Annotated in this window: 29 protein-coding genes and 1 CRISPR repeat array; of the genes, 23 read left to right on the forward strand and 6 right to left on the reverse strand. The window is 27.6% G+C overall.

Annotated features, from left to right (window positions below; all coding sequences use genetic code 11):
• Positions 1-65: 65 nt before the first annotated feature.
• Complete coding sequence (locus HYG84_RS17765; RefSeq protein WP_212382883.1) at positions 66-518, forward strand: hypothetical protein; 453 nt, start codon at positions 66-68, stop codon at positions 516-518.
• Between the two features lie 187 nt (positions 519-705).
• Here the strand turns inward: HYG84_RS17765 and HYG84_RS17770 are convergent, their stop codons facing one another.
• Positions 706-951: a helix-turn-helix domain-containing protein gene (locus tag HYG84_RS17770; RefSeq protein WP_212382884.1), complete on the reverse strand. Its 246-nt coding sequence runs from the start codon at positions 949-951 to the stop codon at positions 706-708.
• Between the two features lie 219 nt (positions 952-1,170).
• On the opposite strand from HYG84_RS17770, the gene HYG84_RS17775 reads away from it, so the two are divergent.
• From HYG84_RS17775 to HYG84_RS17825, 11 genes are all read left to right on the forward strand, one after another.
• Entirely contained in the window at positions 1,171-1,812 is a 642-nt protein-coding gene (locus HYG84_RS17775) for an NUDIX hydrolase (protein WP_212382885.1), read from the forward strand.
• Entirely contained in the window at positions 1,781-2,119 is a 339-nt protein-coding gene (locus HYG84_RS17780; protein WP_249168775.1) for an aminoacyl-tRNA hydrolase, read from the forward strand. Before HYG84_RS17775 ends, HYG84_RS17780 begins: the two co-directional genes overlap by 32 nt.
• A gap of 63 nt (positions 2,120-2,182) precedes the next feature.
• Positions 2,183-2,641 carry a DUF1653 domain-containing protein gene (locus tag HYG84_RS17785; protein WP_212382889.1) on the forward strand — a complete coding sequence of 153 codons (459 nt, stop codon included), beginning with the start codon at positions 2,183-2,185 and terminating at the stop codon, positions 2,639-2,641.
• 9 nt (positions 2,642-2,650) lie between these two features.
• Entirely contained in the window at positions 2,651-2,899 is a 249-nt protein-coding gene (locus HYG84_RS17790; protein WP_212382891.1) for a hypothetical protein, read from the forward strand.
• A 15-nt stretch (positions 2,900-2,914) separates the two neighbouring features.
• Positions 2,915-3,520, forward strand: a complete 606-nt coding sequence (locus HYG84_RS17795; RefSeq protein WP_212382892.1) for a 5' nucleotidase, NT5C type — start codon at positions 2,915-2,917, stop codon at positions 3,518-3,520.
• Positions 3,521-3,677: 157 nt separating this feature from the next.
• Positions 3,678-4,592 carry an HD-GYP domain-containing protein gene (locus HYG84_RS17800; protein ID WP_212382894.1) on the forward strand — a complete coding sequence of 305 codons (915 nt, stop codon included), beginning with the start codon at positions 3,678-3,680 and terminating at the stop codon, positions 4,590-4,592.
• Positions 4,593-4,722: 130 nt separating this feature from the next.
• The gene (locus HYG84_RS17805) at positions 4,723-5,124 is read left to right on the forward strand and encodes a hypothetical protein (RefSeq protein ID WP_212382896.1); all 402 of its coding nucleotides are present in this window, start codon (positions 4,723-4,725) and stop codon (positions 5,122-5,124) included.
• 33 nt (positions 5,125-5,157) lie between these two features.
• Positions 5,158-5,445, forward strand: coding sequence for a hypothetical protein (locus tag HYG84_RS17810; RefSeq protein WP_212382898.1), 288 nt, complete (start codon positions 5,158-5,160; stop codon positions 5,443-5,445).
• A 23-nt stretch (positions 5,446-5,468) separates the two neighbouring features.
• Positions 5,469-5,723 (forward strand): hypothetical protein, encoded by a 255-nt coding sequence (locus HYG84_RS17815; RefSeq protein WP_212382900.1) that lies wholly within the window; start codon positions 5,469-5,471, stop codon positions 5,721-5,723.
• 54 nt (positions 5,724-5,777) lie between these two features.
• Positions 5,778-5,990, forward strand: a complete 213-nt coding sequence (locus tag HYG84_RS17820) for a hypothetical protein (protein ID WP_212382902.1) — start codon at positions 5,778-5,780, stop codon at positions 5,988-5,990.
• 202 nt (positions 5,991-6,192) lie between these two features.
• Positions 6,193-7,659: a DUF2325 domain-containing protein gene (locus HYG84_RS17825; RefSeq protein WP_212382904.1), complete on the forward strand. Its 1,467-nt coding sequence runs from the start codon at positions 6,193-6,195 to the stop codon at positions 7,657-7,659.
• A gap of 226 nt (positions 7,660-7,885) precedes the next feature.
• On the opposite strand, the gene HYG84_RS17830 is transcribed toward HYG84_RS17825, so the two are convergent.
• The gene (locus HYG84_RS17830; RefSeq protein ID WP_212382906.1) at positions 7,886-9,337 is read right to left on the reverse strand and encodes a DNA cytosine methyltransferase; all 1,452 of its coding nucleotides are present in this window, start codon (positions 9,335-9,337) and stop codon (positions 7,886-7,888) included.
• A gap of 455 nt (positions 9,338-9,792) precedes the next feature.
• Here HYG84_RS17830 and HYG84_RS17835 point away from each other — a divergent pair, with 455 nt between their 5' ends.
• The 4 genes from HYG84_RS17835 to HYG84_RS17845 all read left to right on the forward strand — a co-directional run bounded on the left by HYG84_RS17835 (position 9,793) and on the right by HYG84_RS17845 (position 12,695).
• Entirely contained in the window at positions 9,793-10,023 is a 231-nt protein-coding gene (locus HYG84_RS17835) for a hypothetical protein (protein ID WP_212382908.1), read from the forward strand.
• A 151-nt stretch (positions 10,024-10,174) separates the two neighbouring features.
• Positions 10,175-10,309, forward strand: a complete 135-nt coding sequence (locus HYG84_RS20555; RefSeq protein ID WP_256442602.1) for a hypothetical protein — start codon at positions 10,175-10,177, stop codon at positions 10,307-10,309.
• 139 nt (positions 10,310-10,448) lie between these two features.
• Positions 10,449-11,465 (forward strand): hypothetical protein, encoded by a 1,017-nt coding sequence (locus HYG84_RS17840; protein WP_212382909.1) that lies wholly within the window; start codon positions 10,449-10,451, stop codon positions 11,463-11,465.
• 600 nt (positions 11,466-12,065) lie between these two features.
• Positions 12,066-12,695, forward strand: a complete 630-nt coding sequence (locus HYG84_RS17845) for an adenylate kinase family protein (RefSeq protein ID WP_212382911.1) — start codon at positions 12,066-12,068, stop codon at positions 12,693-12,695.
• 6 nt (positions 12,696-12,701) lie between these two features.
• Here HYG84_RS17845 and HYG84_RS17850 read toward each other — a convergent pair whose 3' ends face one another.
• Positions 12,702-13,661: a hypothetical protein gene (locus HYG84_RS17850; protein ID WP_212382913.1), complete on the reverse strand. Its 960-nt coding sequence runs from the start codon at positions 13,659-13,661 to the stop codon at positions 12,702-12,704.
• A 295-nt stretch (positions 13,662-13,956) separates the two neighbouring features.
• Between HYG84_RS17850 and HYG84_RS17855 the strand changes: the two genes are divergently transcribed.
• The 3 genes from HYG84_RS17855 (at position 13,957) to HYG84_RS17865 (ending at position 18,237) form a co-directional block, all read left to right on the forward strand.
• Positions 13,957-17,271 carry an ATP-binding protein gene (locus HYG84_RS17855; protein WP_212382915.1) on the forward strand — a complete coding sequence of 1,105 codons (3,315 nt, stop codon included), beginning with the start codon at positions 13,957-13,959 and terminating at the stop codon, positions 17,269-17,271.
• 140 nt (positions 17,272-17,411) lie between these two features.
• Positions 17,412-17,792, forward strand: a complete 381-nt coding sequence (locus HYG84_RS17860; RefSeq protein WP_212382917.1) for a hypothetical protein — start codon at positions 17,412-17,414, stop codon at positions 17,790-17,792.
• Between the two features lie 256 nt (positions 17,793-18,048).
• Positions 18,049-18,237, forward strand: coding sequence for a hypothetical protein (locus HYG84_RS17865; RefSeq protein WP_212382920.1), 189 nt, complete (start codon positions 18,049-18,051; stop codon positions 18,235-18,237).
• A gap of 270 nt (positions 18,238-18,507) precedes the next feature.
• Here the strand turns inward: HYG84_RS17865 and HYG84_RS17870 are convergent, their stop codons facing one another.
• From HYG84_RS17870 to HYG84_RS17880, 3 genes are all read right to left on the reverse strand, one after another.
• Complete coding sequence (locus HYG84_RS17870) at positions 18,508-18,663, reverse strand: hypothetical protein (protein WP_212382922.1); 156 nt, start codon at positions 18,661-18,663, stop codon at positions 18,508-18,510.
• A 113-nt stretch (positions 18,664-18,776) separates the two neighbouring features.
• Positions 18,777-18,959, reverse strand: coding sequence for a hypothetical protein (locus tag HYG84_RS17875; RefSeq protein WP_212382924.1), 183 nt, complete (start codon positions 18,957-18,959; stop codon positions 18,777-18,779).
• Between the two features lie 55 nt (positions 18,960-19,014).
• Positions 19,015-19,950: a hypothetical protein gene (locus HYG84_RS17880; protein ID WP_212382926.1), complete on the reverse strand. Its 936-nt coding sequence runs from the start codon at positions 19,948-19,950 to the stop codon at positions 19,015-19,017.
• A 181-nt stretch (positions 19,951-20,131) separates the two neighbouring features.
• Between HYG84_RS17880 and HYG84_RS17885 the strand changes: the two genes are divergently transcribed.
• From HYG84_RS17885 to cas3, 4 genes are all read left to right on the forward strand, one after another.
• Positions 20,132-20,437: a hypothetical protein gene (locus HYG84_RS17885; protein ID WP_212382928.1), complete on the forward strand. Its 306-nt coding sequence runs from the start codon at positions 20,132-20,134 to the stop codon at positions 20,435-20,437.
• A 228-nt stretch (positions 20,438-20,665) separates the two neighbouring features.
• Positions 20,666-21,193 carry a DUF262 domain-containing protein gene (locus HYG84_RS17890; RefSeq protein WP_212382930.1) on the forward strand — a complete coding sequence of 176 codons (528 nt, stop codon included), beginning with the start codon at positions 20,666-20,668 and terminating at the stop codon, positions 21,191-21,193.
• A gap of 1 nt (position 21,194) precedes the next feature.
• The gene (locus tag HYG84_RS17895) at positions 21,195-21,470 is read left to right on the forward strand and encodes a hypothetical protein (protein ID WP_212382932.1); all 276 of its coding nucleotides are present in this window, start codon (positions 21,195-21,197) and stop codon (positions 21,468-21,470) included.
• A gap of 331 nt (positions 21,471-21,801) precedes the next feature.
• Positions 21,802-22,070: direct repeats of the CRISPR family, unit length 25 nt; unit sequence TACTCTAACATATGATGTATTTAAA.
• 181 nt (positions 22,071-22,251) lie between these two features.
• Positions 22,252-24,750, forward strand: a complete 2,499-nt coding sequence (gene cas3 / locus HYG84_RS17900) for a CRISPR-associated helicase Cas3' (RefSeq protein ID WP_212382934.1) — start codon at positions 22,252-22,254, stop codon at positions 24,748-24,750.
• The last annotated feature ends 9 nt before the right edge of the window (positions 24,751-24,759 follow it).

The following is a 24,759-nucleotide window of genomic DNA, read 5'->3' on the forward strand; positions in this document are numbered from 1 at the left end:
TTGACTATATTACATAAGAGATATGTGTATATAGGATTTAAATTAATTTAATGGAGGTATTAACTATGGCTAAGAAACCATTAGAAAAGCAAATGAACACTATAAAGGCAGTTTTATACTTTGGAAAGTATGCACAATATAAGTTATACTATACAAAACTTCAACTGCTACTTTTTTATTATGAAAAGGAGTATCTAAAGAATTTTAAAGATAAAATTCTGAATTGTGATTTTTTATATGATGGATATACTCCTAAACCCGAAGGATTGGAGGAATTGCTTGAAGTTTTAAATTCAAAAGAAATAATAATTGTTTCTGATAGTAATTATGGTAAATATATTAAAACTCTTTTTCATATTGAAGAATTTGAATATGATGAAAAGGAATTAATGATTCTTCAAAAAATTCTTCATGAACTTGATAGCCTTACGTCAATGCAGATTATGGAGAAAAAATTTGAACCGCAACTAACTCAAGGGAAATTAACTGCTGTTACCAAAACAATAATAGAATTTTAAATGAATTTTATGGCTATGATATTGAAATAAAAATTAATACTAGCAATAGTATTATAGTAAAATATGGTGGTATACTCTGTGATGTACTTTGGTCTTGTATGATAGAATTAATAGAAAAATTGAAGTTATAATAAAGGTCAGGACATCCTGACCTTTTAAATTTAGAAAACAATTAAAGTATAATCTTCTATGAAACTTTTATAACAGTACCTTTTGTTAGTTGATACCTTATTATGAAATCAACTATCATCTTTCCAGAAATTATGTGTCCACCCGTTCTAGTTGTTGCTTTGTGCAGAAATTCTATTTTCCCTTGTTTTAATAGTCTCTGAACATACCTGCTACTAACTCCCAATATTTCTGCGACCTCTATTGTTGTATATTCTTTTTTAATATCAAAATCGTACTCATACGACATCTGTATTTTTACCACAATTCCTTCTCCTTATCTAATATTACTGAAATAATATATATTTTGCTTAAATTAAAATCAGGCAAATTTATTATATCTAAAACATATTTAGGATTCAAATAATAGTTTATATGTTATGTTACATAAGATAAACTCTAAATAATGAAGATTAGTAAATCCTTGAAAATCCTATATATAAGAGATTATTATAAATTGCAAATCTATACAGGAGGCATTTAAATGAGTGAAAAAATAAAGGTTTTAGATATAAAAGGATCCGGTCAAAGCGAAAGACTTAAAATATTGTCTATTCAGTATTTAGATAGAAATGGAAAAGAAAAAGTATGGGATATAGTAACTAGAAATTCTGTAGATGTTGTAAGAGAAGAAATATTTAATAAAAAAAGAAATGTAGATGGAATAGCCATTTGTGCTATTCATAAGCCAACCAATAAACTTGTTTTGCTAAAAGAATTTAGAATACACCCAAATAGTTACATATTTAATTTGCCGGGTGGAATGGTTCGTGAAGGGGAAGTTCCTGAAGAAGTTGCTAAAAGAGAGTTTTTCGAGGAAACAGGATTAGAGTTATTTAAAATCGATAAGATTGGTAAACCTAGATATTCTGCCATTGGGATAACGAATGAAAAAATTATTATTGTATATGGTGAATGTCGAGGAGATGTCAGTATAATTCATCAATCCGATAGTGAAGATGCCAATGTCATTATGGTTGACGAAACAGCAGCACAAGAAATTATCGACAATGAGGAAATAGCAAGTAAGACTGAACTTGTGTTAGAAAACTTTATATTACAAAGAAAAATAGAAAGAGAGAAGGCGGATATTGATGAATTTAGCAATGTATATTTTAGTAAATAATGATATTAAAATAGGAAAAGGTAAGTTAGCAGGACAAGTAGGTCATGCAGTCGAGGTACTTTATGAGAAGAAATTTTATGACGAAGAAATACTTAATCATTACAGAAAAAATCGAAAGAAAATAATTTTATCTTGCTCTCAAAGTAAATTAGAGGAACTAGAAAAGGAAGGCTATGCTGCTATAAGAGATTTAGGATTGACACAACTTGAGTCGAACACTTTAACTTGTATAAATCTAGGTATAGTTGATAGAAATAATCTGGGAGTTTTAGAATTTATAAAAGAATTAAAACTATACTCTAAATAACTCAAAATAATAAACTATAATTACAAAATATTTATCAGGACAATTAATAAGGAGGACAATATTATGGTTGTTATTACTTTAAATAAAGAAAAAAAGAAATTATATATTGATAAAATTCCGTATGACATAGTAAATATAGCAACACATACGGAGAGTGGGGAAGATTATCTGATTATAAAATCAATTTTATTATTTAGGATTATTCCTATGAAAATAATAAAGTCATTAGATAGTGATTTCAATCTTAAAGAAGTTGCGTTTAAGGCAAGATTCCACTCAAAGAACATATGTAAACATTATAAGAATAAGCAATTCTATAGAATACTAGCAGAAGCAATTACTTATGATTCACTTGATGAATATATACTTTATGAATCATTGTATGATAATCATAGATTATGGCTCAGGCCTAAAGATATGTTTTACTCAAAAGTTAATTACAACGGAGAATATTTAGATAGGTTTCATGCTATAAAAGACTACTCGACACTACAAAATATTGAAAAATCCTTGTTTTTATAGATGACTAGTATGAGACATAGAAATTTTAAAAAACTTATCAGGAATTTAAGATTAATGAATGAAGAATATGAAAAAGAATTTGGAATTAAGATTGGTTCTAAAATCACAATTGTTTCGGATAGAAATCTTAATGAAATAGAAGGAACCATTAAGATGATGTATCCTAATAAAACTATTAAAATCGAAACATCTTCAGGAGATCTTATTTTATCGCTAAACAAGTATAAAGATAAATTTAAAATAATAGAAGATAAATGAATTGGAGGTTATTACATGATATTGGACAGGAAGGCTCTGAAAGTTCCAATTAAGTTAAATACAAGAAAACCAAGAATATTGCTAGATATGGATGATGTGATTGTAGACTTTTTAGGGGCTATAGTTAAGATTTTAAATGATAGAAATTGTACAAATTATACTATAGACCAATGTAAAACTTGGAATTTAGCAGAACATTATGGAGAAGAATCAATTAGTATTATGAAAGAGGAAGGCTTTTTTCTAAATCTTCGACCTAAGAATGATTCAATAGAGGTAATAAAAAGAATGTATTTATGTGGAAAGTACGATATTCGCATTGTAACAGCCTCTATGCCTAATGCTTATAAAGAAAAATTAAAATGGATTAGAAAGCATATGCCATTTTTTAATGAAAAACATTTTGTTTCTTGTAATGACAAGAGTTCTGTATGGGGAGATATTTTAATAGATGATGCGGAACATAATTTAATTGATTTTGCTGAAATAGGTGAAGGAATTATCTATGATATGCCTCACAATCAAGGAGTATCTGGATGTTTTAGAGTATTTAATCTTAAAGATGCGGAGGATTATATTGAAGATATATTCTATTCTAAGGACTTAAAGCAAATTATATAAATACAATATGAATCTGAGTGCTATAAAGACTGTTGATATTATATCGACAGTCTTTTTTATCGCAAATATAAATAACGAAGGCAAGTACAATTAAATTTGTGTGTTATGTTAAGAAATAAGAGGGCATTATCACTTATTTGATAAGGAGGAGTACAGAATGAGTTATTCATCCCAAAATGAATCTAAAGAGGATGCAAGAAATGCAAAAATTAAAAATACTATGTTAAACATTATGGAATCGGCATTTATAGAAATTGAAACAATTAAGAAAATAAGAAGTGACAATTTAGAGGTAGCCATGAGAGTAGCACATAAAGTTTTAGATCGGTTATTAGGCGATATTAATCTTATCAATCACGCAAGTGATATGAGACTGTTTGATGAATATACATATTTACATTCTGTAAACGTTATGGTTATTTCCATTATTATAGGAATAGGAGTAGGCTTTAATGACAAAGAATTATCCGACTTAGGACTTGCTGCTATCTTGCATGATTTAGGTAAGACGTTAGTTCCATTAGATATTCTTAATAAACCGGGAAAACTTACAGATGAAGAATTTTCTGTAATGAAAAAACATGCAGAATTAGGATACGATCTTTTGAGAGATTATGAAAATTTATCTTATCAAGTGAAGTTAGGGATCTGTGAGCATCATGAAAAGTTTGACGGAACAGGCTATCCATACGGCAAGTGTGGTAAGAAAATAAGTCTTTTAGGTAGGATAATTTCTGTGGCTGATGTCTATGATGCATTAACATCTAACAGGATCTATAGAAAAGGTATGGATCCATCAGAGGCATTAGACTTTATAATTAAAAATACTGGCATCATGTTTGATGCTGATATTGTCGAAATATTCATTAAATATGTAGTATTACAATGTCAAACTTTAAATCTTATAGAATCAATTAATGATTCTGTTGGAATATCGGTTGAAGGGTGTGAGGGTGCTTATTATGAGCCAAAAATAAAAAATATAATAGAGTGCAATAGGACAATAAAGGATCATTATAAAAACATTCTTTATAAGCAAAAAGGCTCAAGTGTTGTTGGAGAAATTATATAACTTCTTATTTTAAATTAAAACTTAATTGAAAAATATTAAAAAATGGGATGAATAAATGAAGCAAAGTAAATTAAAAACAAAATGGAGCAAGAATTGAAAAAATATAGGTAACAAAGAAAGGATGATATATATGAACATACAAGAATTTGCCAATATGTTAAACGGCAGGGAGTATGGAGACGAAATAACAAAAGACGAATGTGATTTAGCAAAAGAATTAGGGTTTGTAGTAGTATTTGGTTATTCGGATGACAATACAGAATTAAGAGGAGTAATTAATGACGAGATAAACTCCTATGATGGTGGACAAATATTTGTTAATAATGAAGGTATATTTACAAACTGTGCGTGTAATTGTAGCCATTCACAACTAGCAAAGTTAAAATACAAGATTATAAATGTGTTGTGGTGTAAAGAAGATCAGATTCCTTGGACCTATGAAACTGACATAACTCATGCGACTTTTAATATTTTAGAAGATGATGAAATGTTTTGTAGAGGTATTGTATTTGATATTAAAAAATTACAGTAATTAATAGTAAAAATAGCACTGGAGGATTTATATATGATCAATTCTTTATTGATAGAATCTAGTTCACTAGATTTAAAAATATTTATGATTTTATATGCTTTTACTGCACTTGTTTCCTGTTTTATTATGATTGAATATTATTATTCATCCTTAAATTTTTCAGAGATATGCACAGTATGTAGTCTTGTTAATGTAATTATTTGTTGGTTATCCCCTGTACCTATAATTTTTAAAATCATAATTACAGCAATAACGGTTAGTACAATCATTGGTTTAGAAGTTTCTAACATTTACTATCTAAGAAAGAATAATAAAAAGTGAATTAAACAGAGGAGGACTTTGCCATGTTTTCAAAAATATTTCGAGATTTACGAGATCCTAAAACTAATAATAATCTTCAATCCTTAACGTATTCATTATCTTTACTAATAGGACTCTTGATTCCTTTTATATTACAGAATTATTATATGCTTACTATACTTATAGTTACAGCACTAACACTTATATGTAGTTCAAGAAAAGTAAAGGGGTTAAATACTGAACTTCTCTTTTCAGGTATATATATTCTAATGTTGCTATTATTAGTATTACTTATATAAATTAAAAATTAGAAATTAGAAATTAGTATAATAGATTTTAAAGAGGTGATTTTTATGAATGAAAGAGTGGGGATAAAGATCAAAAGAAGAACATTTGTCGCATCAATTCTTATAATTATATTTGGGGTAACATTTAATTTACTTAATACGTCAGAGCAACCTATATATCAAGATAAACTTTTTCAAAATAAGGACCCTTTTTATTATGACGGGCCTTTTCCCATTGAGAGAGATCTATGGTATGCAAGTGGAATGTGTAGGATTTAGGATAACTCTTTAATTAATATAATTTTTATTTTAATTCTAATTCAGAGTCTAATATATTGATTTATATAAAGGTCACATAAGATTTATCTTATGTGATTTTTATGTTGTTACATGCAGATTTTAACCTGTAACAAGAGGATACATGTACAATATGTAGAATACTTATATAGAGAATTACAAGAGTTAAATAAGGGGAGATTATATGGTTTGTTTAGATGAAGAAAGGGAATATAAGATTATTAAAAGATTACTTAGTGATTTTACTCGTGAATGTATTATGTTAGAAAATAAAGTAAAGGAAAAAGATGAATTGATTTCATCAACTAAAAATAAAAACCAAGAATTACAAGAGCAACTTGAAAAGGCTCATTCCGATACAGAATTAATGTTTTTGAATTTAAAAAAGTATTTGAATGAGTATGGTTTATCAAAGCAACTTCGTGAAGTTGTAGAGCCGTATTTAGATGTTTTAGATCCTCAGTTCGCAAATGTAGAAAACAATAGCCATAAAATAGGTTATTGTAGAATTGACAACAATAAGCATTATATAGTTTTTCCTGATAAAAAACATGCTGAAATACGAAATATTCCTGACAATACTTATATTGCCGAAAATCAATTTGTATTAGTTGATGAAAGATTTGGTTTTAAGTGGGCTTATCCCTACTATTACATAGAACATGATAATAATATAAAAGAATTTGGCCTTGCCTTATATAAAGAAGGCAAATGGCTGTTTTATAATGGTGAGCATGAGTTAGATGAGTTAAAAGTGCCTTCATATATTAATTTAAATGATAAACAAGTAATAAGTGTTGATTCAGGAATTAATCTTGTAAAATATTATAGGCAAATTAAATTTACTGCTGATGATTATATGAAATCCATAAAACTTAAAAATTGTTATGTGGCTTATGTCTTAAAGATTTTAAAAAGAGGATGTTTAATAAGAGACATTGAAACGGAAGAAGAACTTATGATTACTGCTATAATTGATAAAGAACCTAAAATTAATATTTCTGAACAAAATATTGTTATAGTGAAGAATAATGCAATAGTTAACGTGATTAATAACAGCAAATTTTACACACTATCTAAATATTATAAGAATGTAGAATATGGACCTATAGATATAAGAAATAATATAGTGTTTATGCAAAAGATTACTGGAGAAAAGGTTATTGTAGAGAATATCCCCCAAAATAAGGAACTACTTGAGGGACAAGTTATAGGAATTGATGAATTCAATAATTATTTATTTATAGATAAGAGTGCAGAGGAAATTGCAGTAAGCAATATATCTATTCCTATTAGAAAAGAAAATAAAATAAATAGAATAAAATTAGACTATAATTCAGAAATTGCAAAAACAGGCAAGAAAATTTTGATTGTAGGGAATATTGCTTATCAAAACTCATACAAACTTACGCTACTCAAATATGGGTACAGGGCTGAAGTAATAGAAGGGTATGAGTCATGGGCTAGGATAAGTACTTTAATACGGGAGGCAGATATTATTGTTGTAGTTGTTAATTATGTATCTCATGATAATCAGGAAAAAATCAAAAAAGAATTCATAGATATGCCAAAGATATTTGCTGAATATGATGGGGCAAACCGAATTGCAGCAGAATTAACTGAATTAGAAGAAAAAAATAAAACTCAATAATTCAACATACGTTTTTAGTTTACCTAAACAATATTATGGAAATGTTATGTTTAAATAACAGGCTATATAATTTCAACAAGTATTTTAAAAGTAGAGAATAAAAGACCACCTTATTATGGTGGTCTTTCAAAAACCTTACTAAATGCGAGATATTCAATCTAATTTTTGTAGAACAGGTATGTTCTTGTATTTTAATAACTGATGCTTCTATATATTCCATAAATTATTAAACTACAAAGCATAATTGAGTCATCTTTTCATCTAAATCAAGTTCTTTGTATCCAATTAGTGTTGATTTTTCTTCAATAAATTCTTTAGCCTTAAAAATAATAGAGTTCGATGGTTCAATGATATTCCTATAAAGTACATCATGAATGTTTTTCACTATCTTTGTAAAGGTAGTAGAACAAATTCCTTGACCAATGGATTCAATCCCTATCGCTTTTCCATCACCTACATAATATTCAGGATCTACTCCATGAATGTATTTAAGATGGTCAACGTTATGAAGAAAAGCATACTTTTCCTCAGTAGGGTGTTTTATAATATTCTCAGCCTTTCCCTTATGGAAGGATTTTGTAATAGTCCCTACGTAAGCATCTTTAGTAATGTCAATTGTAGACACTCTAAAATTATGACTTACCTTCCCTTTTTTAATCTTATGGGTTCTATCAATATAATATTTTAAGATATTGTTTTCTTCAGGAGTAGTCCAATCTAAATTATCCAATGTAATTATTCCATCTTCCACAATTGGATCTGTAAGTCTACCAGTAGCCTCTGGAAACTCAAATCCATCATATACAGTCGCAACAAGGAAAAACCTAACTCTTTGAGTACGACTCCCATAGTCTAAAGAATTTAGTTTAGCCATTTTTACTGTGTAACCTTCCTCTCTAAGACAAAGATTCAGAGTATTACCTGCAACTTTTTCAAATCCTTCTACATTTTCAATCATAATAGCCTTTGGTCTTTTATCTTTAGGTTTTTGGTAAAATAATCTCATTAAGTGAACAAATAAGTGCATTGTAGCATATTCTCCATTGTTTTTGGCCTTTGAAAAATCAGAGCAATCAAGTGTTGCCAGCCAAAAATCAACATCTGGAAGATCATCAGCACTTACTCTTTCCATTGGGATATTGAACATGATTGTATCTGGATGATTAATAGAAAAAACTTCTGAAAATCTATCATTACTACCAATCTTAGGATTATATTCTACAGCAGCCATTTCTTTAAATCCTACTTTTTCATTACAGAAACTAGAAAGCCCTGCTCCTGCACAAAAAGTTATAGAAGTAAGTTGTCTTGGAGTGGATTCCCTCCTTTTTTCATTAATAATAGTAGCAGTTTCCTTAATACCCTCAAAAACAACTCTACCTTTTCCACTTTCATCAATATAAAAAGTAATCTTAACAAAAGAGCATGATTCTAAAGCCTCTTTAATTTGTGGATTTTTTTTGTCTATAACAGGAATCACATCTCCTTTATTCTTTCTAACCCTTTTGGAGACTTTGTACTCCCCATCTGCATCTGCAATAACCTCGACAATATTCTTATCTGTATATATTTCAACATTATATCTTTCTTCTGGAACGAACGGCAATTCTTTATCTTCGATATAAATTCTTGCACCTTCGTTTTGAATTTTTCCTTCTCTCTGCTTAATGATGTTCATTAATATATCCTCCTTTAATTTATTAAAATTCCTATATAAAATAAGAAGTAAAAATATTATAGATAAAATAAAGAAATGAAATCAAATTTTAAATATGTCTATATTTTATTTTAGATAATTATAATAGTTTACCTTTTTAAAGGCAGTAGTTGTTAAGTTTTTAAGTCTATGAATAAACATAGAGAGAACAAAAAGGTTTACAGTTGTTGAATTAACAACTTAAATTCTATATTTCAAAGTTTTCTTTCGTATTTAACTTAACATATGAAAATATATTTTTATAAAAAATCTCATTTAAAGTTAATTATTTAGGCTCTGTTAAAGAATAATGTTGATTTTCAAAGATATGATTGCATATAATAAAGAAACTATATTACAAAAGGTATTTTATTAAATTTAATAAAAAGGTTCTCAATATGAAGAAATTGCGAAACAATTTTAAGGAGGAGTATGTTATGGTTAAAAGAAAAGAAGGAATGAGTATTATTAAAGATAGAGAATATCTAAAAGCAGAAAACAACGCTTATGATAAATTAGTTGAGCATGGATATACCCCGCAAGGTATAACAAACGATTTTAAAAAAGTTGTTGTATTTAGAATTGAGAATAAACATAGAGAGAATGAAAAAAGGGGTATATTTTATTTTAATAACTGGCAAGAAGCAATGGAAATATTATGCGGTTAAGACGAATGTTAAGTTCGCAATTCAAGAAAAATACGTTTTGTCAGGACGTATTTTTTTCTTTGGCTTAAATATCAACACAGTTCTTTAACAGAGCCATTATTTAAAATCATGTGTTATGTTAAAGTCATAATTTAATAAAGGAGGAATAATTATGACATTAGAAGCACAGAAGTTATTACTATCAGGAAGAATCAGCGTATTAAAGGGTAGATCTAAAGATAATCATGGAGTTGTTAGAAAGTTAGAAAGACAACTTAGAAATATAGAAAAAGAATTAGAAAAGTAAAATTTATAATTATAGAAAAAGACTTAGATATCTAAGTCTTTTTCTGTTTGGTTCTATTTAGAAGTTGATTCGTATTAAGAATATTTGGTATAATTTTGGAAACTACGAAAGATTAATTAAAACTAAAGGAGGTATTTTATTGGAAAATTTATACCAGATTTTATCGTATTTAGCACTATCAACTCTTTTGTTTTTATTGCTACAGCCATTGTTGAGAATAATGTTTCCTATGGAAATACTAATTGTGTTTTGGTACATACCAATAGTGTTATTAGGCGTTTCGTTTGTAAAATGGTATGATTTGAAGATGTTAGGATACGAATGGTATATTATACTGGCTACTATAATAGTTTTTGGTATATCAGTATTAATTGACAAAATAAACTATAGTAAGAACCCAATAAATAATTTAACTTATCGGGAATACCGTTTGGCACGACTTACAAATGATTATAAAGGTATAAAAAAAAGTAAATATTACTTGTGTATAAGTGTATTTGAGGAAGTTTTAGAACATCTTTTACTCTTAATATTGATTTACCATATACTTGCGTCCATATGGAAAATTCCATTAATGATATTTAATCCACCAGAGCCGTTTGTCTTAGTATCTGAACTGACTATGATTGTTATTTTTACATTTTTAATTTTAATGTATTCATTTAAAATAGCGGATTCGTATTTATACTACAAAGATCAACTAAAAAAAAGAACTATTCTAAATAAACTAGCATACTTTTCAAAATACATTGAAATAGGGCTTGAAAAGAAAGATGAGGCGAAAGTGGGTACGCTAAAAGAAATGTTTATAAACAACTGCATTAATGATAAAAATATTAGTGATAAAGTTAAAAGTTTCTTTATTAATGAAAACGGATTAAATGTTAATGAGGATAAAGCGATAGAAGAATTTCTTGGCTATTTATTGATTTATCTGGACAGTGAAGGATTGTTTTTAAAGTATTATCAATTATTGGTAGAACAAAATATAGTGATTAAAAACATTACTAAAAATGTTAATGACAAAATTGCAACATCATGCAAAGAAAAAGCCCCATTAGGATTTGTAGTCGTAAACAATTTTTTGAAATTAAAAGATTTTTTAATGGATAAATTTATGCCGTACGACAGAAAAGTCAAAGAGGAAAATAGTTAAATAAACTTGAATCCTAAAAGAAAACTCACTGTAAATTTACAGTGGGTTTTTTATTATAATGGTTGTATACTAAGCAGTTGATTTTTAGGTCCAACTATATTTGTCATTAATTTATTATTTATATCATCTGATATTTTATTAACTTGAGTAGTAATTACAGGGAAAACTCCATTAATCTTCTCTAATGAAACATCTGGAATATATCCAATTGTTTGCTTTATTTCCTGATTCTATTTTGAATCAAGTGTAACTTTTACTTCTGGAATCAATTAATCTAATTTTTCAATAACCCACAATTGAAATTTAACAATTGTATGCTGTTATTCCTTGCTAATGCTACTAGAACTAACTTTTAATAATGTAATAATGCTTTTTATATAATTGAGTCAAATATTTTTTATGAAAAGAAATTAGTATATGCATTAAATTTACTTAATTCAGAATCGACTCCAATATTGCGTTGGGATAGATTTAAAGTTTGAACCAATCCATTTTAATCGAAAGAGTAATGGTGCCTAATTAGAATTTGTAAAGAGGCTCTAAGAGTAATCTCTTTTGTATGTTATGTTAATACATATAACTTTTTAAGGAGGAATCCATATGTTAATTATTGTATTTGGTAAGCCGGGGGCTGGAAAAGGAACTCTTGCAGACCTGATAAATGAGCAGTATGGAGTAAAAAATATTTCAACGGGAGATATTTTAAGAAATGAAGTTAAGAAAGGTACGGATCTAGGGAAGCATATTGATAGCCTTATTAATAAAGGAAATTTTGTTTCTGATGATATTGTTCTTTCTCTAATAGAAAATGAAATATTAAGTAGTGGTAATCTTCTTTTAGATGGATATCCTAGAAATCTAAAACAGGCAAAAAACCTAGATAAAATGTTATGTAAAATTAATAAGGAAATAAATCATATATTATATTTTAATGCCTCTGATGATATGATAAAAGAAAGAATATTAAACAGGATTGTATGTCCTAAATGTAGCAGAGGATTTAACTTGTTAACCCATAACTCTAATTTATGTGATAAATGCAATACAGAGTTAATAAGACGGACAGATGATAAAGAAGAATTTATTAATAGGAGACTTGAAATTTACAGCAAGGAGACTCAGCCTCTTGTTGATTATTATAAAGATAGAGATTGCTTTACAGAACTTGATGCTGATAAGGGAATTAATGAAGTGTTTGATGAATTTAAAAATATAGCAAAAAATGCTTAGAGTTTTCTAAGCATTTTTATATTCTAAATTCTTTAAGTATTTAAAGTTAGAAACAGGTATATAAACTACTTTTTGATCAGTTCTACCCTCTATTTGAGTTTTAGAAGGGGCTATCCCACTACTATTAAATAAGTTAGTAGGATTAATACGATAGCATATCCAATTTGTTTCACGATACAAGGATTTGTTACTCAAAACGTCAAGAACAGATACCTTTTCACTATTAGTAGGATTTAATAAGATAGCGTGATATATTTTTATATCTTTGTTATGTAGCCACTCAAACAACTTCGCTACGCCAATATTTAAACCGAAAGTATTACTTTTAGTTGGATATTTAAATTTAATTTCATATGCCAATACTTTATCGTTATCAACCAAAAGTCCGTCAATATTCCAAACGGCATATCCATAGTAAACAGTTAAAAAGAAATTAGCAAAATGTCTTTGTATAGCAGTATCTTCTAACAATCCATTTTTATCAAAGAAGTCAATGGCTTTCTCCTGCCTAGCAGTATCTCTTACATCGTTAGCAGCCAATAAAGGTTGTCTTATTTCTTTTAAATTGTATTTAATTATAAATTCATTAAAAGAGAGAAATTGTTCTATGTAATTATTTTTCTCAATTAGATATATATTGCTATTAACCTCTAAAAATTTATAAGTTCCAGTATTCTCAAATTTTACATAAATACACTTCATGTTATTTTTAATAAAGTGCCTAAATATACTGATATCATTTTGCGTTACATATTCACTAGATACTTTAAAAAATATATAATCATTATTTTGTCTAGTAGTCCACCAACCTAAACTAATCTTATTATTCCACTTTTTTCTAGGAAGAACATCATTTTGAAATAAATGTTCTGTACATACACCTTCTAAAATAGCGTGTTTATCTCTAGAAAGTAAGTACTTTAGTTTTTCTTTATTATTTATTTCTAACGAAAAATCCCTATTCATAAAAAGCACCTCCACTGTAATCAAGTGGAGGCATTTTAGCCATAGAGATGCTTGATTTCAAAAAAATAGGTGCATTTATTTATAAATATTTATTAAATTTGTATTAAAAAAATGTCATTATAAGTAATTGGTTTTAGTAAGCAACTGTTTGCTCTTAATGTGCGTGAACTTTGAAATTTTAAGCCTTTTATTTTTCATGAACAAAACTTGATACTCTATTGTTTATTCACATATAAAGCATTGATTGAGTTATTAAGGTATCTAAAGTGCATATAATTTAAGGAGGAATTTAAAAATGAAAAATGCAAATGCGATTAAAGCAAATGAAATGAATCAATTATCTTTAAATTTAGGACATATTGAGGTTGTTAAAATAAACGATCAATCAAAGAAAGATACAATGAATGAAAATAAATTAATTTATCCAATATCTATAAATTACGGTAAAAAAGATTGGAATATTATTTCTGCTTTAAGAGAATTTCTATCTAATATGTTAGATACAAAGTCCAAATATAATTATAGGCATGACGGAAAATTCGCTTATATAACGGATGCAGGCAAGGGGCTTACTAAAAAAGACTTTATATTTGGAGAGTCTACTAGAGATGGTAGTATGATTGGTCAATTTGGCGAAGGTCTTAAAATGGCTCTTATTACTTTACTTCGTGCCAATAGAAAAGTAACAATAAAATCAGTTGGGTTTACAGTAGATGTAAAAAAGGCGTATTCCAAGGCTTATGATTCCGAAGTAATGCTGCTTTCATTTAAGAATAATACAGTGTCCATTGGAACTGAAATTATAGTTGAATGTAGCAAAAAGGAGTTAGAAGATGCTGCCAATCTGTTCTTAGATTTAAATAATGAAATGAATAGAGTGGATGAAAACATCTATCTTCCTGAAGGTAGAATTTTTATTGTGCGTCTTGATACAAATAAACTACCTAACACTATCTTCAGTTATAATATTGAAGATAAAACAATGACAAATAGGGATAGAAACATTGTTGCAGCAGATAGACTTCAAAGCAATATAGTTAAAATCTTAAATAATGCAAAAAATCAAAAGGTGGCAAAAGAATATCTTGCAAGTATTGAGTCAGATCCGACTAAGTATGAGTACCAACTACCTATCAATCCTAAAAATAAAACTAATTGGAAAAAGGCTGTGAAGTTACTTTACAAGGATAAGGCAGTGTTATCATCAGACCTTCAAAGTGATTTACATGCTAAAATGATGGGCTATCACATACTTAGAAATATCCCACTTCATGTAAGTAATCTACTAAAAAATCTTGGAGTAAAACTTAGTAGTGATGTTGCTAAGGACTATAAAGGCCAAAGTTTATTTGAGGACAATAAGATGGTTTATCCAATCAGTACAGATTATTGTAGTAACTGGACAATAGTTGATGCGATCAGAGAAATTATTGCTAATGCTATAGATACCGGGACAAATATAAGAGTTGAACACAGAAATGGTAAAGGAAGAATTGTAGACTCTGGTAAGGGTATTATGAGAAAGCACCTTATATTCGGTATAAGTGGAAAAAGTAATTCTAATATTGGACAATTTGGAGAAGGTCTTAAAGTTTCTTCTTTAGTCTTGGCAAGAAATAAAAGAGCCGTAAGTATTCAAACTACAGGATATACTTACACTCCATCTATCGAAAAATATGATGAATTTGATACAAACCTATTTACTGTACATTTTGTTAAAAACCAAAAAACAAAAGGTACTGTAATTGAGTTTGATTGTACTGAAGATGAACTAGAAATGGCTAAATCACTATTTGCACATTTTAAAGATGGTAGAAAGAAATCTGTTACTACAAGTAAGTTAGAAGTATTCTTTACGGATGCAGGTCAAATTTTTGTAAATGGACTTAAAACTCAAAAGATAGATGCCATCTTTGGATACGACATCAAAGATAAATCCTTAGTAATTTCAAGAGATAGAAATTATGTAGATAATCATAAACTTGCTGAATATGTAGCAAATTTCTTATCTACGATTACAGATGAAGATGTTATTGAAAAAGTTCTAACGGATTGGATTCAGAACAGTTATCTCTTTGAATATAAGTTAAACTTCAACCCAAGTAATAAGACTGTTTGGAAAAAGGTAATAGGAAAAAGATTTAAGAAATCTTGCTTCGCAAGTTTTGATGATAAAAATAACTTTATTGCAAAACAAGCAGGATATGAAATATTAAGAAACATACCAAATAGTGTCTCATCAATCTTTAAGGTTTCGGGAGTAGAATCGGCTGACGCTATTGCAAAGAAGTATAACGGAAAGGGAATTATATTTGATAACAAAATCGTATACCCAATTGCGGTTGATTACTGCCAAAATTGGACTATAAGGGATGCTATTAGAGAACTTTTATCTAACTCTCTTGATACAGAAAGTAAGGTTACTATCTCACATAAGGATGGTATAACAGTTATCAGTGATAAGGGAGAGGGAATTGCTAAGAAGAATTTCTTATTTAGTTCCAATAGAAAGACTGATAGTAGGATTGGTCATTTTGGAGAGGGATTAAAACTTGCTTTATTAGTTCTTGCTAGAAAAGGCAGAGAGGCGATTATAAGAACTAAGGGTTATGAGTACAAAGCAGTTATTGAAAGAGATAGAGAATTCAATGCTGATGTACTTGTGATTTATATAGACAACAATAGAAAAAGGCTAGGAACTGATATACAGTTTAAATCGTCTGAAGGTGAAATTGAAGATGCTAAAAAATTGTTTATTCAGTTTAATAAAGCAATAAAGGAAATTGATAAGGATATCTATACTCCGGGCAGAAACCTATTTGTAAATGGAGTATTTATTGAAAACATTGACTCATTATTTTCCTATAATCTTCTTGATGCTAAGAAAGTTTTGGCTAGAGATAGAAAGTCAGTACAGATGGAGATGGCTAAAGAGGAGATTAAAAATATTATCTCTAAGGCAACAAATACAAAGTTTATTGAAGCGTTCTTTAATTGTAGCAATCCATACAAATTAGAACAAACCTTAGAAATAAGGCTTTCTACTTCTGTGTTAAGTATCTGGAAAAAGGTTGCTGATAAATTATTCCCTAAGTCTTGCCTTCCTACAATGTCTGATTATGACTTGGCTGCAATTGATGCAGGGTATAGAATTCTAGGTAATTTAACTCATGTACAGGCTAAAATTCTAAGACAACTTGGTTTCCAACTAGCAAGTGATGTTGCTTCCCTAAAGGGTGATGAAAATGTGGTTAAAAAAAGATTTAACCCAAATAAGTTATCTCCTGAAGGTAAAGTAAGATGGACTAAGGCCAAGAAAATCTTTAGAAAACTGTATGGTAATGATAGGACCAGAATGATTGAAATTGTTGAGGAGTTTAATACAAAAGTTGTAGGGGATGATGTACAGGGATATTATCATCCTAAAAACAAGGGTGTATATATTCATGTAAGCCTTTTAGACAAATCTACAGTTCCTTTCTATAAGATGATGGGTGTTTTAATCCATGAGGAAGTACATCATATGTCTGGTGCAGCAGATCGTACTAGAGAATTTGAAAACGCATTAAGTGATGAATTAGGTAAATTGGCAGAAATACTTATTAAGTAGAAGTTAAAGACTTGGGATTTTCCAAGTCTTTTTTAGTTTTTAATTTCATATTTCTTTGTTTACGAAATTATTATTTTTTATTTGAAATAGTAATAGCCATTTTTTATAATGACCTATATCGATATGAGGGGGGAATCTTTATGTTTAATAGATACGATATTTATAAAAGTAGTCAGATGGAGATATTTAGACTTATATTTTCACTTTTATTAGTAATACTAGGAGTTCTTACATCAAGTAAAATTATAATAATGCTTTTATTACTACTATGTTTTATGATTTATCTAAATGGGAGAATATTACTCGATCTGTTAGTTGGAGAAGTACATATGTTGGAAGGTCTAATTACTGGTATATCTCAATGTAAAAATGGTTGCGGAGATGTTTTTATAGAAGATTTTAGTGGACAAATGAGAGCAGAGAAATTCTCAGGAACTGTTTCAAAAGTCAAACCATATAGTTATGTGAGAATTTATTATACTCCTCTAAGCAAGAAAATTGTTCGTATAGATACTTATTAATATAAAAGTATAGGTTTAAAGAAATAAGTTTTAAAAAAGAGAGCCTTTAAATTAAAAGTTTTAGTAGATCTTAACCTTTTTAATGCATAAATATGTTCTTAATTTTTTCAGAGGCAAAGTTAATATAAATATTGGATATAAAGGATAATAGTGGTATAATAGAAGATGTAAGGGAAATGAATATACGATCTTCCATCTCGTTGATTATCCCTTTATTATCAAGGGGTTGCAGGAGTGAAAAACTGGAGGTGGAAGAATGGGAGATAACGTTCTCCTGATACTACTTTTTTGTGTTACAGTAGTATCTATAGTAGGGATTGTTGCTTTGGTAGTGTATAATAGAGATCAACTTGCTATGAAAATAGCAGCAAGCAATAGAATAACAGATAAAGTAAAAAGCGATTTCTCAATAGAGGTAGATGATAAGGCTCCAAAAAAGAAATAGTCCACATGCTACCAACATGTGAACTATTAAAGTATTAAATCGTATATTCAAATGAAAAATCCTGCGACCTCTTGCCTTTATTATACCCAATATCTATGAAAAAATAAACCCCTATTTTAAAAAGAGGTGGAATAAGTGAAAGTAATTACTACAACTATTATATTCCTAATATCTATAATAGCAATAATCGGCATATTTGTTATGACTAAACATAAAACAAGATAAAATATAGCAAATTACATTGAACAACTTAAATACTTTAGGTTGTTTTTATATTTTAAACATATTTATTAACTTTTGAACTTTTGCCTTAAATAATGAGTATTTGTCTTTTCTTTTATGTAGAGGAGGAAAGTTTGGCTTAGTATAATATTTAAAAGTATTATTTCTATTCTTTTTGGCATATTGATCTTTTTTTCTAAACATAAATACCACCCCTTTTCATAAGTCTATGCATTATATAGTATGAAAATTAGATGGTCAAATATTCATGAAATGAAAAAAGTGTTTAATAGAATTCTATTAAACACTTTTAAGTCTTAAAGTGTAAATATTTTACTTAATTTCTGAGATGTCTTTTTCATTTGTTCATAACTGTTTTTATTTTTACCATAAGTAACTCTTGCATGGCTTGAGTTGCCAGAAGTCTTGCCTTCGCTAAATATATTTATTGTACTTGATAATAAATCTAGTAATTTTATTGATTTCACATTAGTTTTCATAAACATCCCTCTTTCTTTTGGATACACTTATTATAACACATTATTTAATTTAAATCTATATTTTGGAAAACTCTAATTCAAAAACATGAAGAAAATTTAAAACAGGGTACATATCATATATATTTATTTCGTCTAAAGACTTTATGCTTATTAGTAATAATTGATTGCTATTATTATGTTTAACTTTTGTAGTAATGACATATACTTTATACTCTTTTGAGTCCAAGTACCAATTAGCACCATCATTATTTGAAAGACAATTTTTTAAATCCCTCTTATCTTTAAATCCAAGATTATATTTTATATTATACCCTTCAATAATATTTTTAATATTATCGGCATCTTGTCTGAAAAATTGAACATCAATTTTAACATTTTCATCCTTAAAATCATAATAGTGTTTTAATATACCTCTGAAGTGTTTTGAAAAATTAAATCTACCATTTCTAACTTGTCCAACAATATTAGGATTAGAAAATAACTCATTAATTTTAAATAATACACTATAAAGGGCTTCTAAATTCTTTTCAAGAGATAGCATATATCCATTCTGTTGTATAACAGTTTGTTGTGTAGCGTCTCTAATAAACTTTGCTCCAAATATACCAAATTCCTTAAAAACATATCCTGAAATAATAAAATTATCTATTGCAATAGCGATTAACAAAGTAACAAGGATAGATAGCAAATATGACCAAACAGGAGCGGTTATTCCCATTGGTCCACTTTCACACCAAGTAGACACATCTTCATACCTTATAAAAAAAAGATATGCAAAAACAAATAAAGAATAATGAATTTTTTTAATGTTTGTTTTGCGTTCATCATTTCCAAATTTCCATGCTGCAATAGAATATATTAATAAAACTATTGGAAATATAAATATCCTATTAGAATAAAGAAATTGAAAATAATGTGGTGTGGATTTTGGTACTTCAGCAGTTAATTGTAATGTTATTAAATGCTTCAAAATAAATTCCTTATTATTCATTAACTAAACCTCCTTATATTAATTTTTATTATTTATATTAATTAGATACATTCATCAATTAAACCTTCTTATATTCATTTCTATTATTTTATATTAAATAAGATGGGCCTTTCAATTAAATCTGAATATCATGTGTTATGTTTAAATTAGTATTAAATCCAATTTTAAAGAGGTAGATAATATGTTTGAACGTTTTAGAGATGTAAAAGTTAGAATAGTAGATAAAAATTTTATAAAAAAAATACCACTTGAAAAGGTAGAAAATTTTTTAATTAATAATGGTTGGATAGTGGAGCAGTATATTGAAATTAATAGTGTAATAAAGGGAAAAATGTGGACTAAAAAGGAGTATGATCATGTGATTACACTACCGATAAAACAAAATTTCTTAGATTATCCGATAAGACTCCAAGAAACATTAGATATACTTATGGAGGTTGAGGAAAAAAATCAGTTGGTATTAGTGGAAGAAATCTATAATTCGTAAAAACAATTGTAATTTATATTTTATATCTTAAATAATATTATCGTAAATGATATAGCAAACATATTAATTTTTATCACCTAAATGGTATGCTTGCTTGAAATCATACTTAAATATTTTTTATTATTTTTTAGATTCTATATTTGATCAATACTATTGAAGGAATTTTACAAAGAAGGATATGTTATTCAAAGATTATAAAAATCTACTAATTTAACGGAGGTATAGGCTATGAAATTTTCTGACATTCCACAATTTACGAGAGAAGGACAATGGGAGTGTAGTTACTCTATAGATAGGTTAATCAGACAGATAGAAGAATTTGAAAATGAAGAAGGATTAGACATGAATCCAGATTTTCAGAGAGGCCATGTGTGGACTGAAAAACAACAGATAAAATATATTGAGTTTATTTTAAAAGGTGGTAAAACAGGTAGAGTCATATACTTAAATCATCCTAATTGGATGGGAAGTTTTGAACCTACTGATATAGGATTTGTATGTGTAGATGGATTACAAAGAGTTACTGCTATAAGAAGATTTGTAAATAATGAATTCAAAGTCTTGGGTCATTATTTTAATGAGTTTGAAGGTAGCACTAGAGTTTTACAGAATATGAGGATAAATGTCAATAACCTCAAAACAAGAGAAGAAGTTTTGCAGTGGTACTTGGAAATGAATGAAGGCGGAACACCTCATACAAAAGAAGAACTGGATAAAGTAAAAAATATGCTAAAAGAATTAAAAGTGAGGAAATAATATGAAAAAAAGAGCCATGAAAAAATATATTCCTAAAAATACAGATTATTGCTACAGCATTATAGGTGGTAGCACAGATGGGAAAAGATTAGTTATTAAGCCTTGTAAAAATAGGATTTATCGAGGAGTAAAAGTTTATAAGGGAGTATATAACGGAGAGTCTTATGTGGAAAGGATCCCAACTTATAAATGCAGATATACTGGAATTTCAAATGTTAATGATGCATGTTTTTATGATAGATGTAAATGTTGTGGGGTCGGGGATAATATGCTCTAAGACAAGGAAAAAGTAATATAGAAGAAAATGTACAAAAAGAATTCGGGAAGGAGTTTCTGAATAAAGGCAAGTGTAAAATATTTATAAGAATCAATTTTTAGTTCTCAATAAATGGTTTAGTTTTTACTAAACCATTTACATAGAATTCAATTTCCCAACTGACTTTATAATATAAATTTAGAGAATTAATCAATATCAATGTATTTAACCATGTTTGAATGATTAAATTTTGACTTAATAATCCCCTTGGGAAAAGAGTCAGTAATATCTTAATTTTACTAGTATATAGATATATAATTGAAAATAAAGAGCGACTATTTTATAAACATTGTACTCTAACATATGATGTATTTAAATTCCAGATTCTTTTTAATTTTGGAAGTGCAAATATGATTATACTCTAACATATGATGTATTTAAAAAGTATAAGTATTATAAGCACAAACATTGTACTCTAACATATAATGTATTTAAATCCCTTTCTTTTTTAAGTACAGAGATTATAATTGTACTCTAACATATTATGTATTTAAATTCTTGGTCGCCCTTGGTATTTGCCATTAACTCATTTATTGTGCTCTAACATATAATGTATTTAAATAATAAAATTAGTGTTATAGAAAACCTGATACATATAATTAATCATAATTTAATATGTATAAAAATTATAGTTAATTATTAAATAAATGTTGTAAAAGATACTAATTCTTTTATCTGTATATCACTAAAACTCTTATTGTCTGTGTTATGTTGAGAAACACAAACAATGGGAGGTTTTTTTATGAGAAAAAATATGCTTGGTTTAATAAGCACTAATAAGCCTTTATATGCTCACGTTTATGCTAATAGAGAGGAGACAATACTTGAACATTCTGAACTGGCTTTAAAGGTTTTGAATTGTATTATAAAGGAAAAGAGATTAGATAAAGTTTTTAATAGAGTAGTAGGAAGTATTAACCAAAAATTATTAAGAGTAAAGATGGGAGAATTATCATCAGATACTATTGAATTAATTAAGAAAATGCTAATAAATACAATCTATCTTCATGATATAGGAAAGATAAATCCTGCCTTTCAGGATATAAAAATGCAAAATTATATTCAAAAATATAATTCATCTACGAGAACTAATCATTCTCCATTATCCATGTCAATATTTATAGATATTTTTTATGTAGAGGTGGAGAATATTAAAGAAGAAGTTGCTAATACAGATTATCTATTACTGAAGAACATATTGATGATTTGCGGAACTATTATAAGTTCTCATCATTTAAACTTAGAGAGTGTATCTGACTTTTTTTCAAATAAAAAATATGCAAATAAACTAGCAGATATTAACGCTGCTGATTATCTAAAGTATTATTATAAAGACAAATTGGAAGAAGTATCTCTTGTTTATAATGAAACAATAGTTGAAAAGTTAAACATTAAATATGAACTATATATTTTATCTAAACTTTTATTTTCGCTATTAATTGCATCTGATTTTTATGCTACATATGCTTTTTATAATGAGGTAGATATTTCAGAGTTGAACTTAGGATTAATTAATGATTCGCAAGAGTTTTTTAAAAAGTATTCAGAATCACCTATTTATAAAAGTATTCAAAAATTTAAAATAGATCCTGATTCTGTCGATTTACCTATTAATAAATTGAGAAATGAAATTTTCCAAGAATCAGAAGATAATTTATTAAAAAACTTGCACGAATCTTTATTTAACTTAGAATCCCCTACTGGTAGTGGTAAAACTAACATTTCTATTAATTTGGCTAAGATACTTATAGAAAATACAGAAGCAAATAAACTATTTTATGTATTTCCGTTTAATACTCTTATAGAACAAACGAATAATACCCTACAGGATATATTTAAAAATAAAAAAGAGTTTGTCATGATTAATTCAGTTTCTCCTACCATAGAAAGGCATAATGATAATGGGATAGATTACTCTAAGTCTTTACTAGATAGACAGATGTTTAATTATCCAGTTGTTTCAACAAGTCATGTAAATTTATTTAATACACTTTTTGGAGTTAGCCGAGTATCAAATATTGCTCTTTTTCAACTAATTGATAGTGTTATTGTTCTTGATGAAATACAAAGTTATAGAAACTCAATATGGCAAGAAATTTTTGAGTTTTTAACTCATTATGCTAAATTATTTAATATAAAAATAATAATTATGTCTGCAACCTTGCCCAATTTTGAAGATTTGTTAGTAAAAGAACCTCTAGGCATGGTGAATCTAATATCTAGCACTTCTGTATATTATAAAAGTCCATTATTTAGGGATAGGGTAACTTTAGACTTTGAATTATTAAATAAAAATATAACTCTAAATAATTTACACTCAATAGTTGAAGAAAAAATGAATGAGTTATCAAAGAGCAGGATAAGAAAAGGAGGTTCTCCATATGTAAAATCAATAGTTGCATTTATAAAAAAGAAAACTGCAAGAAAATTTTACAATCTTCTAAAGAAAAAATATGAAAAAAGTGATAACTACTTAATACTAGAACTTACAGGAGATGACAACACATTAACTAGACAACAAACTTTAAATAAAATTAAATCCGAAAATATTAATAATAACATTATTCTCATATCTACGCAGGTGATTGAGGCAGGTGTTGATATAGATATGGATATTGGTTTTAAAGATATATCAATATTGGATAGTGACGAGCAATTTAATGGTAGAGTTAATAGATCCTGTAGAAGAAGTGATGCTGTAATATATTATTTTGACTTAGATAATATAGCAGAAGTATATGGAGGAGATATGAGGTTAGGTCTTGACTTAAAAAATGAAAAATATCAACATATCTTGAAAAATAAAGAATTTAGAAAGTATTATAAAGATGTTCTTTTAAGAATTAAGGACAAAAATAGTCAATATAATCAAAATAATATAAAGAATTTATATAATAGTATCATTAAATTAGATTTTTTTGATATTAATAAAAAAATGAAACTAATAGATGAAGACACGCTTTCCATTTATATTCCTCATATATTTGAGCACGACAATAAGATATATGATGGAAAGAAAATTTTGGATGATTATAAAAATATCCTTGAGATTGCTGATTTTGCCGAACGAGAAATTAGACTTATGAGAATAAGTCCAGACCTATCCCTTTTCACTTATCAAGTATATTTAGATAACATTAAAAATGTTGAAGTTATTGGTGGAATTTATTATATAGAAAATAATAAATACATTAAGGATGGAAAGTTTGATTCAGAGTCTTTTTATAAAGATCATAAATAAATTATTAAA

The organism is Alkaliphilus sp. B6464 (assembly GCF_018141165.1).
In the GTDB taxonomy this organism is placed as follows: domain Bacteria; phylum Bacillota; class Clostridia; order Peptostreptococcales; family Natronincolaceae; genus Alkaliphilus_B.

What these genes read in the sequence shown, in the direction of transcription:
- HYG84_RS17785 (WP_212382889.1), top strand. Translation starts at nt 2,183, where the DNA reads ATGGTTGTTATTACTTTAAATAAAGAAAAAAAGAAATTATATATTGAT.
- HYG84_RS17820 (WP_212382902.1), top strand. Translation starts at nt 5,778, where the DNA reads ATGAATGAAAGAGTGGGGATAAAGATCAAAAGAAGAACATTTGTCGCA.
- HYG84_RS17790 (WP_212382891.1), top strand. Translation starts at nt 2,651, where the DNA reads ATGAGACATAGAAATTTTAAAAAACTTATCAGGAATTTAAGATTAATG.
- HYG84_RS17825 (WP_212382904.1), top strand. Translation starts at nt 6,193, where the DNA reads ATGGTTTGTTTAGATGAAGAAAGGGAATATAAGATTATTAAAAGATTA.
- HYG84_RS17875 (WP_212382924.1), bottom strand. Translation starts at nt 18,959, where the DNA reads ATGAAAACTAATGTGAAATCAATAAAATTACTAGATTTATTATCAAGT.
- HYG84_RS17780 (WP_249168775.1), top strand. Translation starts at nt 1,781, where the DNA reads ATGAATTTAGCAATGTATATTTTAGTAAATAATGATATTAAAATAGGA.
- HYG84_RS17870 (WP_212382922.1), bottom strand. Translation starts at nt 18,663, where the DNA reads ATGTTTAGAAAAAAAGATCAATATGCCAAAAAGAATAGAAATAATACT.
- HYG84_RS17855 (WP_212382915.1), top strand. Translation starts at nt 13,957, where the DNA reads ATGAAAAATGCAAATGCGATTAAAGCAAATGAAATGAATCAATTATCT.
- HYG84_RS17845 (WP_212382911.1), top strand. Translation starts at nt 12,066, where the DNA reads ATGTTAATTATTGTATTTGGTAAGCCGGGGGCTGGAAAAGGAACTCTT.
- HYG84_RS17890 (WP_212382930.1), top strand. Translation starts at nt 20,666, where the DNA reads ATGAAATTTTCTGACATTCCACAATTTACGAGAGAAGGACAATGGGAG.
- HYG84_RS17830 (WP_212382906.1), bottom strand. Translation starts at nt 9,337, where the DNA reads ATGAACATCATTAAGCAGAGAGAAGGAAAAATTCAAAACGAAGGTGCA.
- HYG84_RS17835 (WP_212382908.1), top strand. Translation starts at nt 9,793, where the DNA reads ATGGTTAAAAGAAAAGAAGGAATGAGTATTATTAAAGATAGAGAATAT.
- HYG84_RS17810 (WP_212382898.1), top strand. Translation starts at nt 5,158, where the DNA reads ATGATCAATTCTTTATTGATAGAATCTAGTTCACTAGATTTAAAAATA.
- HYG84_RS17850 (WP_212382913.1), bottom strand. Translation starts at nt 13,661, where the DNA reads ATGAATAGGGATTTTTCGTTAGAAATAAATAATAAAGAAAAACTAAAG.
- HYG84_RS17885 (WP_212382928.1), top strand. Translation starts at nt 20,132, where the DNA reads ATGTTTGAACGTTTTAGAGATGTAAAAGTTAGAATAGTAGATAAAAAT.
- HYG84_RS17795 (WP_212382892.1), top strand. Translation starts at nt 2,915, where the DNA reads ATGATATTGGACAGGAAGGCTCTGAAAGTTCCAATTAAGTTAAATACA.
- HYG84_RS17895 (WP_212382932.1), top strand. Translation starts at nt 21,195, where the DNA reads ATGAAAAAAAGAGCCATGAAAAAATATATTCCTAAAAATACAGATTAT.
- HYG84_RS17865 (WP_212382920.1), top strand. Translation starts at nt 18,049, where the DNA reads ATGGGAGATAACGTTCTCCTGATACTACTTTTTTGTGTTACAGTAGTA.
- HYG84_RS17805 (WP_212382896.1), top strand. Translation starts at nt 4,723, where the DNA reads ATGAACATACAAGAATTTGCCAATATGTTAAACGGCAGGGAGTATGGA.
- HYG84_RS17800 (WP_212382894.1), top strand. Translation starts at nt 3,678, where the DNA reads ATGAGTTATTCATCCCAAAATGAATCTAAAGAGGATGCAAGAAATGCA.
- HYG84_RS17775 (WP_212382885.1), top strand. Translation starts at nt 1,171, where the DNA reads ATGAGTGAAAAAATAAAGGTTTTAGATATAAAAGGATCCGGTCAAAGC.
- HYG84_RS17765 (WP_212382883.1), top strand. Translation starts at nt 66, where the DNA reads ATGGCTAAGAAACCATTAGAAAAGCAAATGAACACTATAAAGGCAGTT.
- HYG84_RS17860 (WP_212382917.1), top strand. Translation starts at nt 17,412, where the DNA reads ATGTTTAATAGATACGATATTTATAAAAGTAGTCAGATGGAGATATTT.
- cas3 (WP_212382934.1), top strand. Translation starts at nt 22,252, where the DNA reads ATGAGAAAAAATATGCTTGGTTTAATAAGCACTAATAAGCCTTTATAT.
- HYG84_RS20555 (WP_256442602.1), top strand. Translation starts at nt 10,175, where the DNA reads ATGACATTAGAAGCACAGAAGTTATTACTATCAGGAAGAATCAGCGTA.
- HYG84_RS17815 (WP_212382900.1), top strand. Translation starts at nt 5,469, where the DNA reads ATGTTTTCAAAAATATTTCGAGATTTACGAGATCCTAAAACTAATAAT.
- HYG84_RS17880 (WP_212382926.1), bottom strand. Translation starts at nt 19,950, where the DNA reads ATGAATAATAAGGAATTTATTTTGAAGCATTTAATAACATTACAATTA.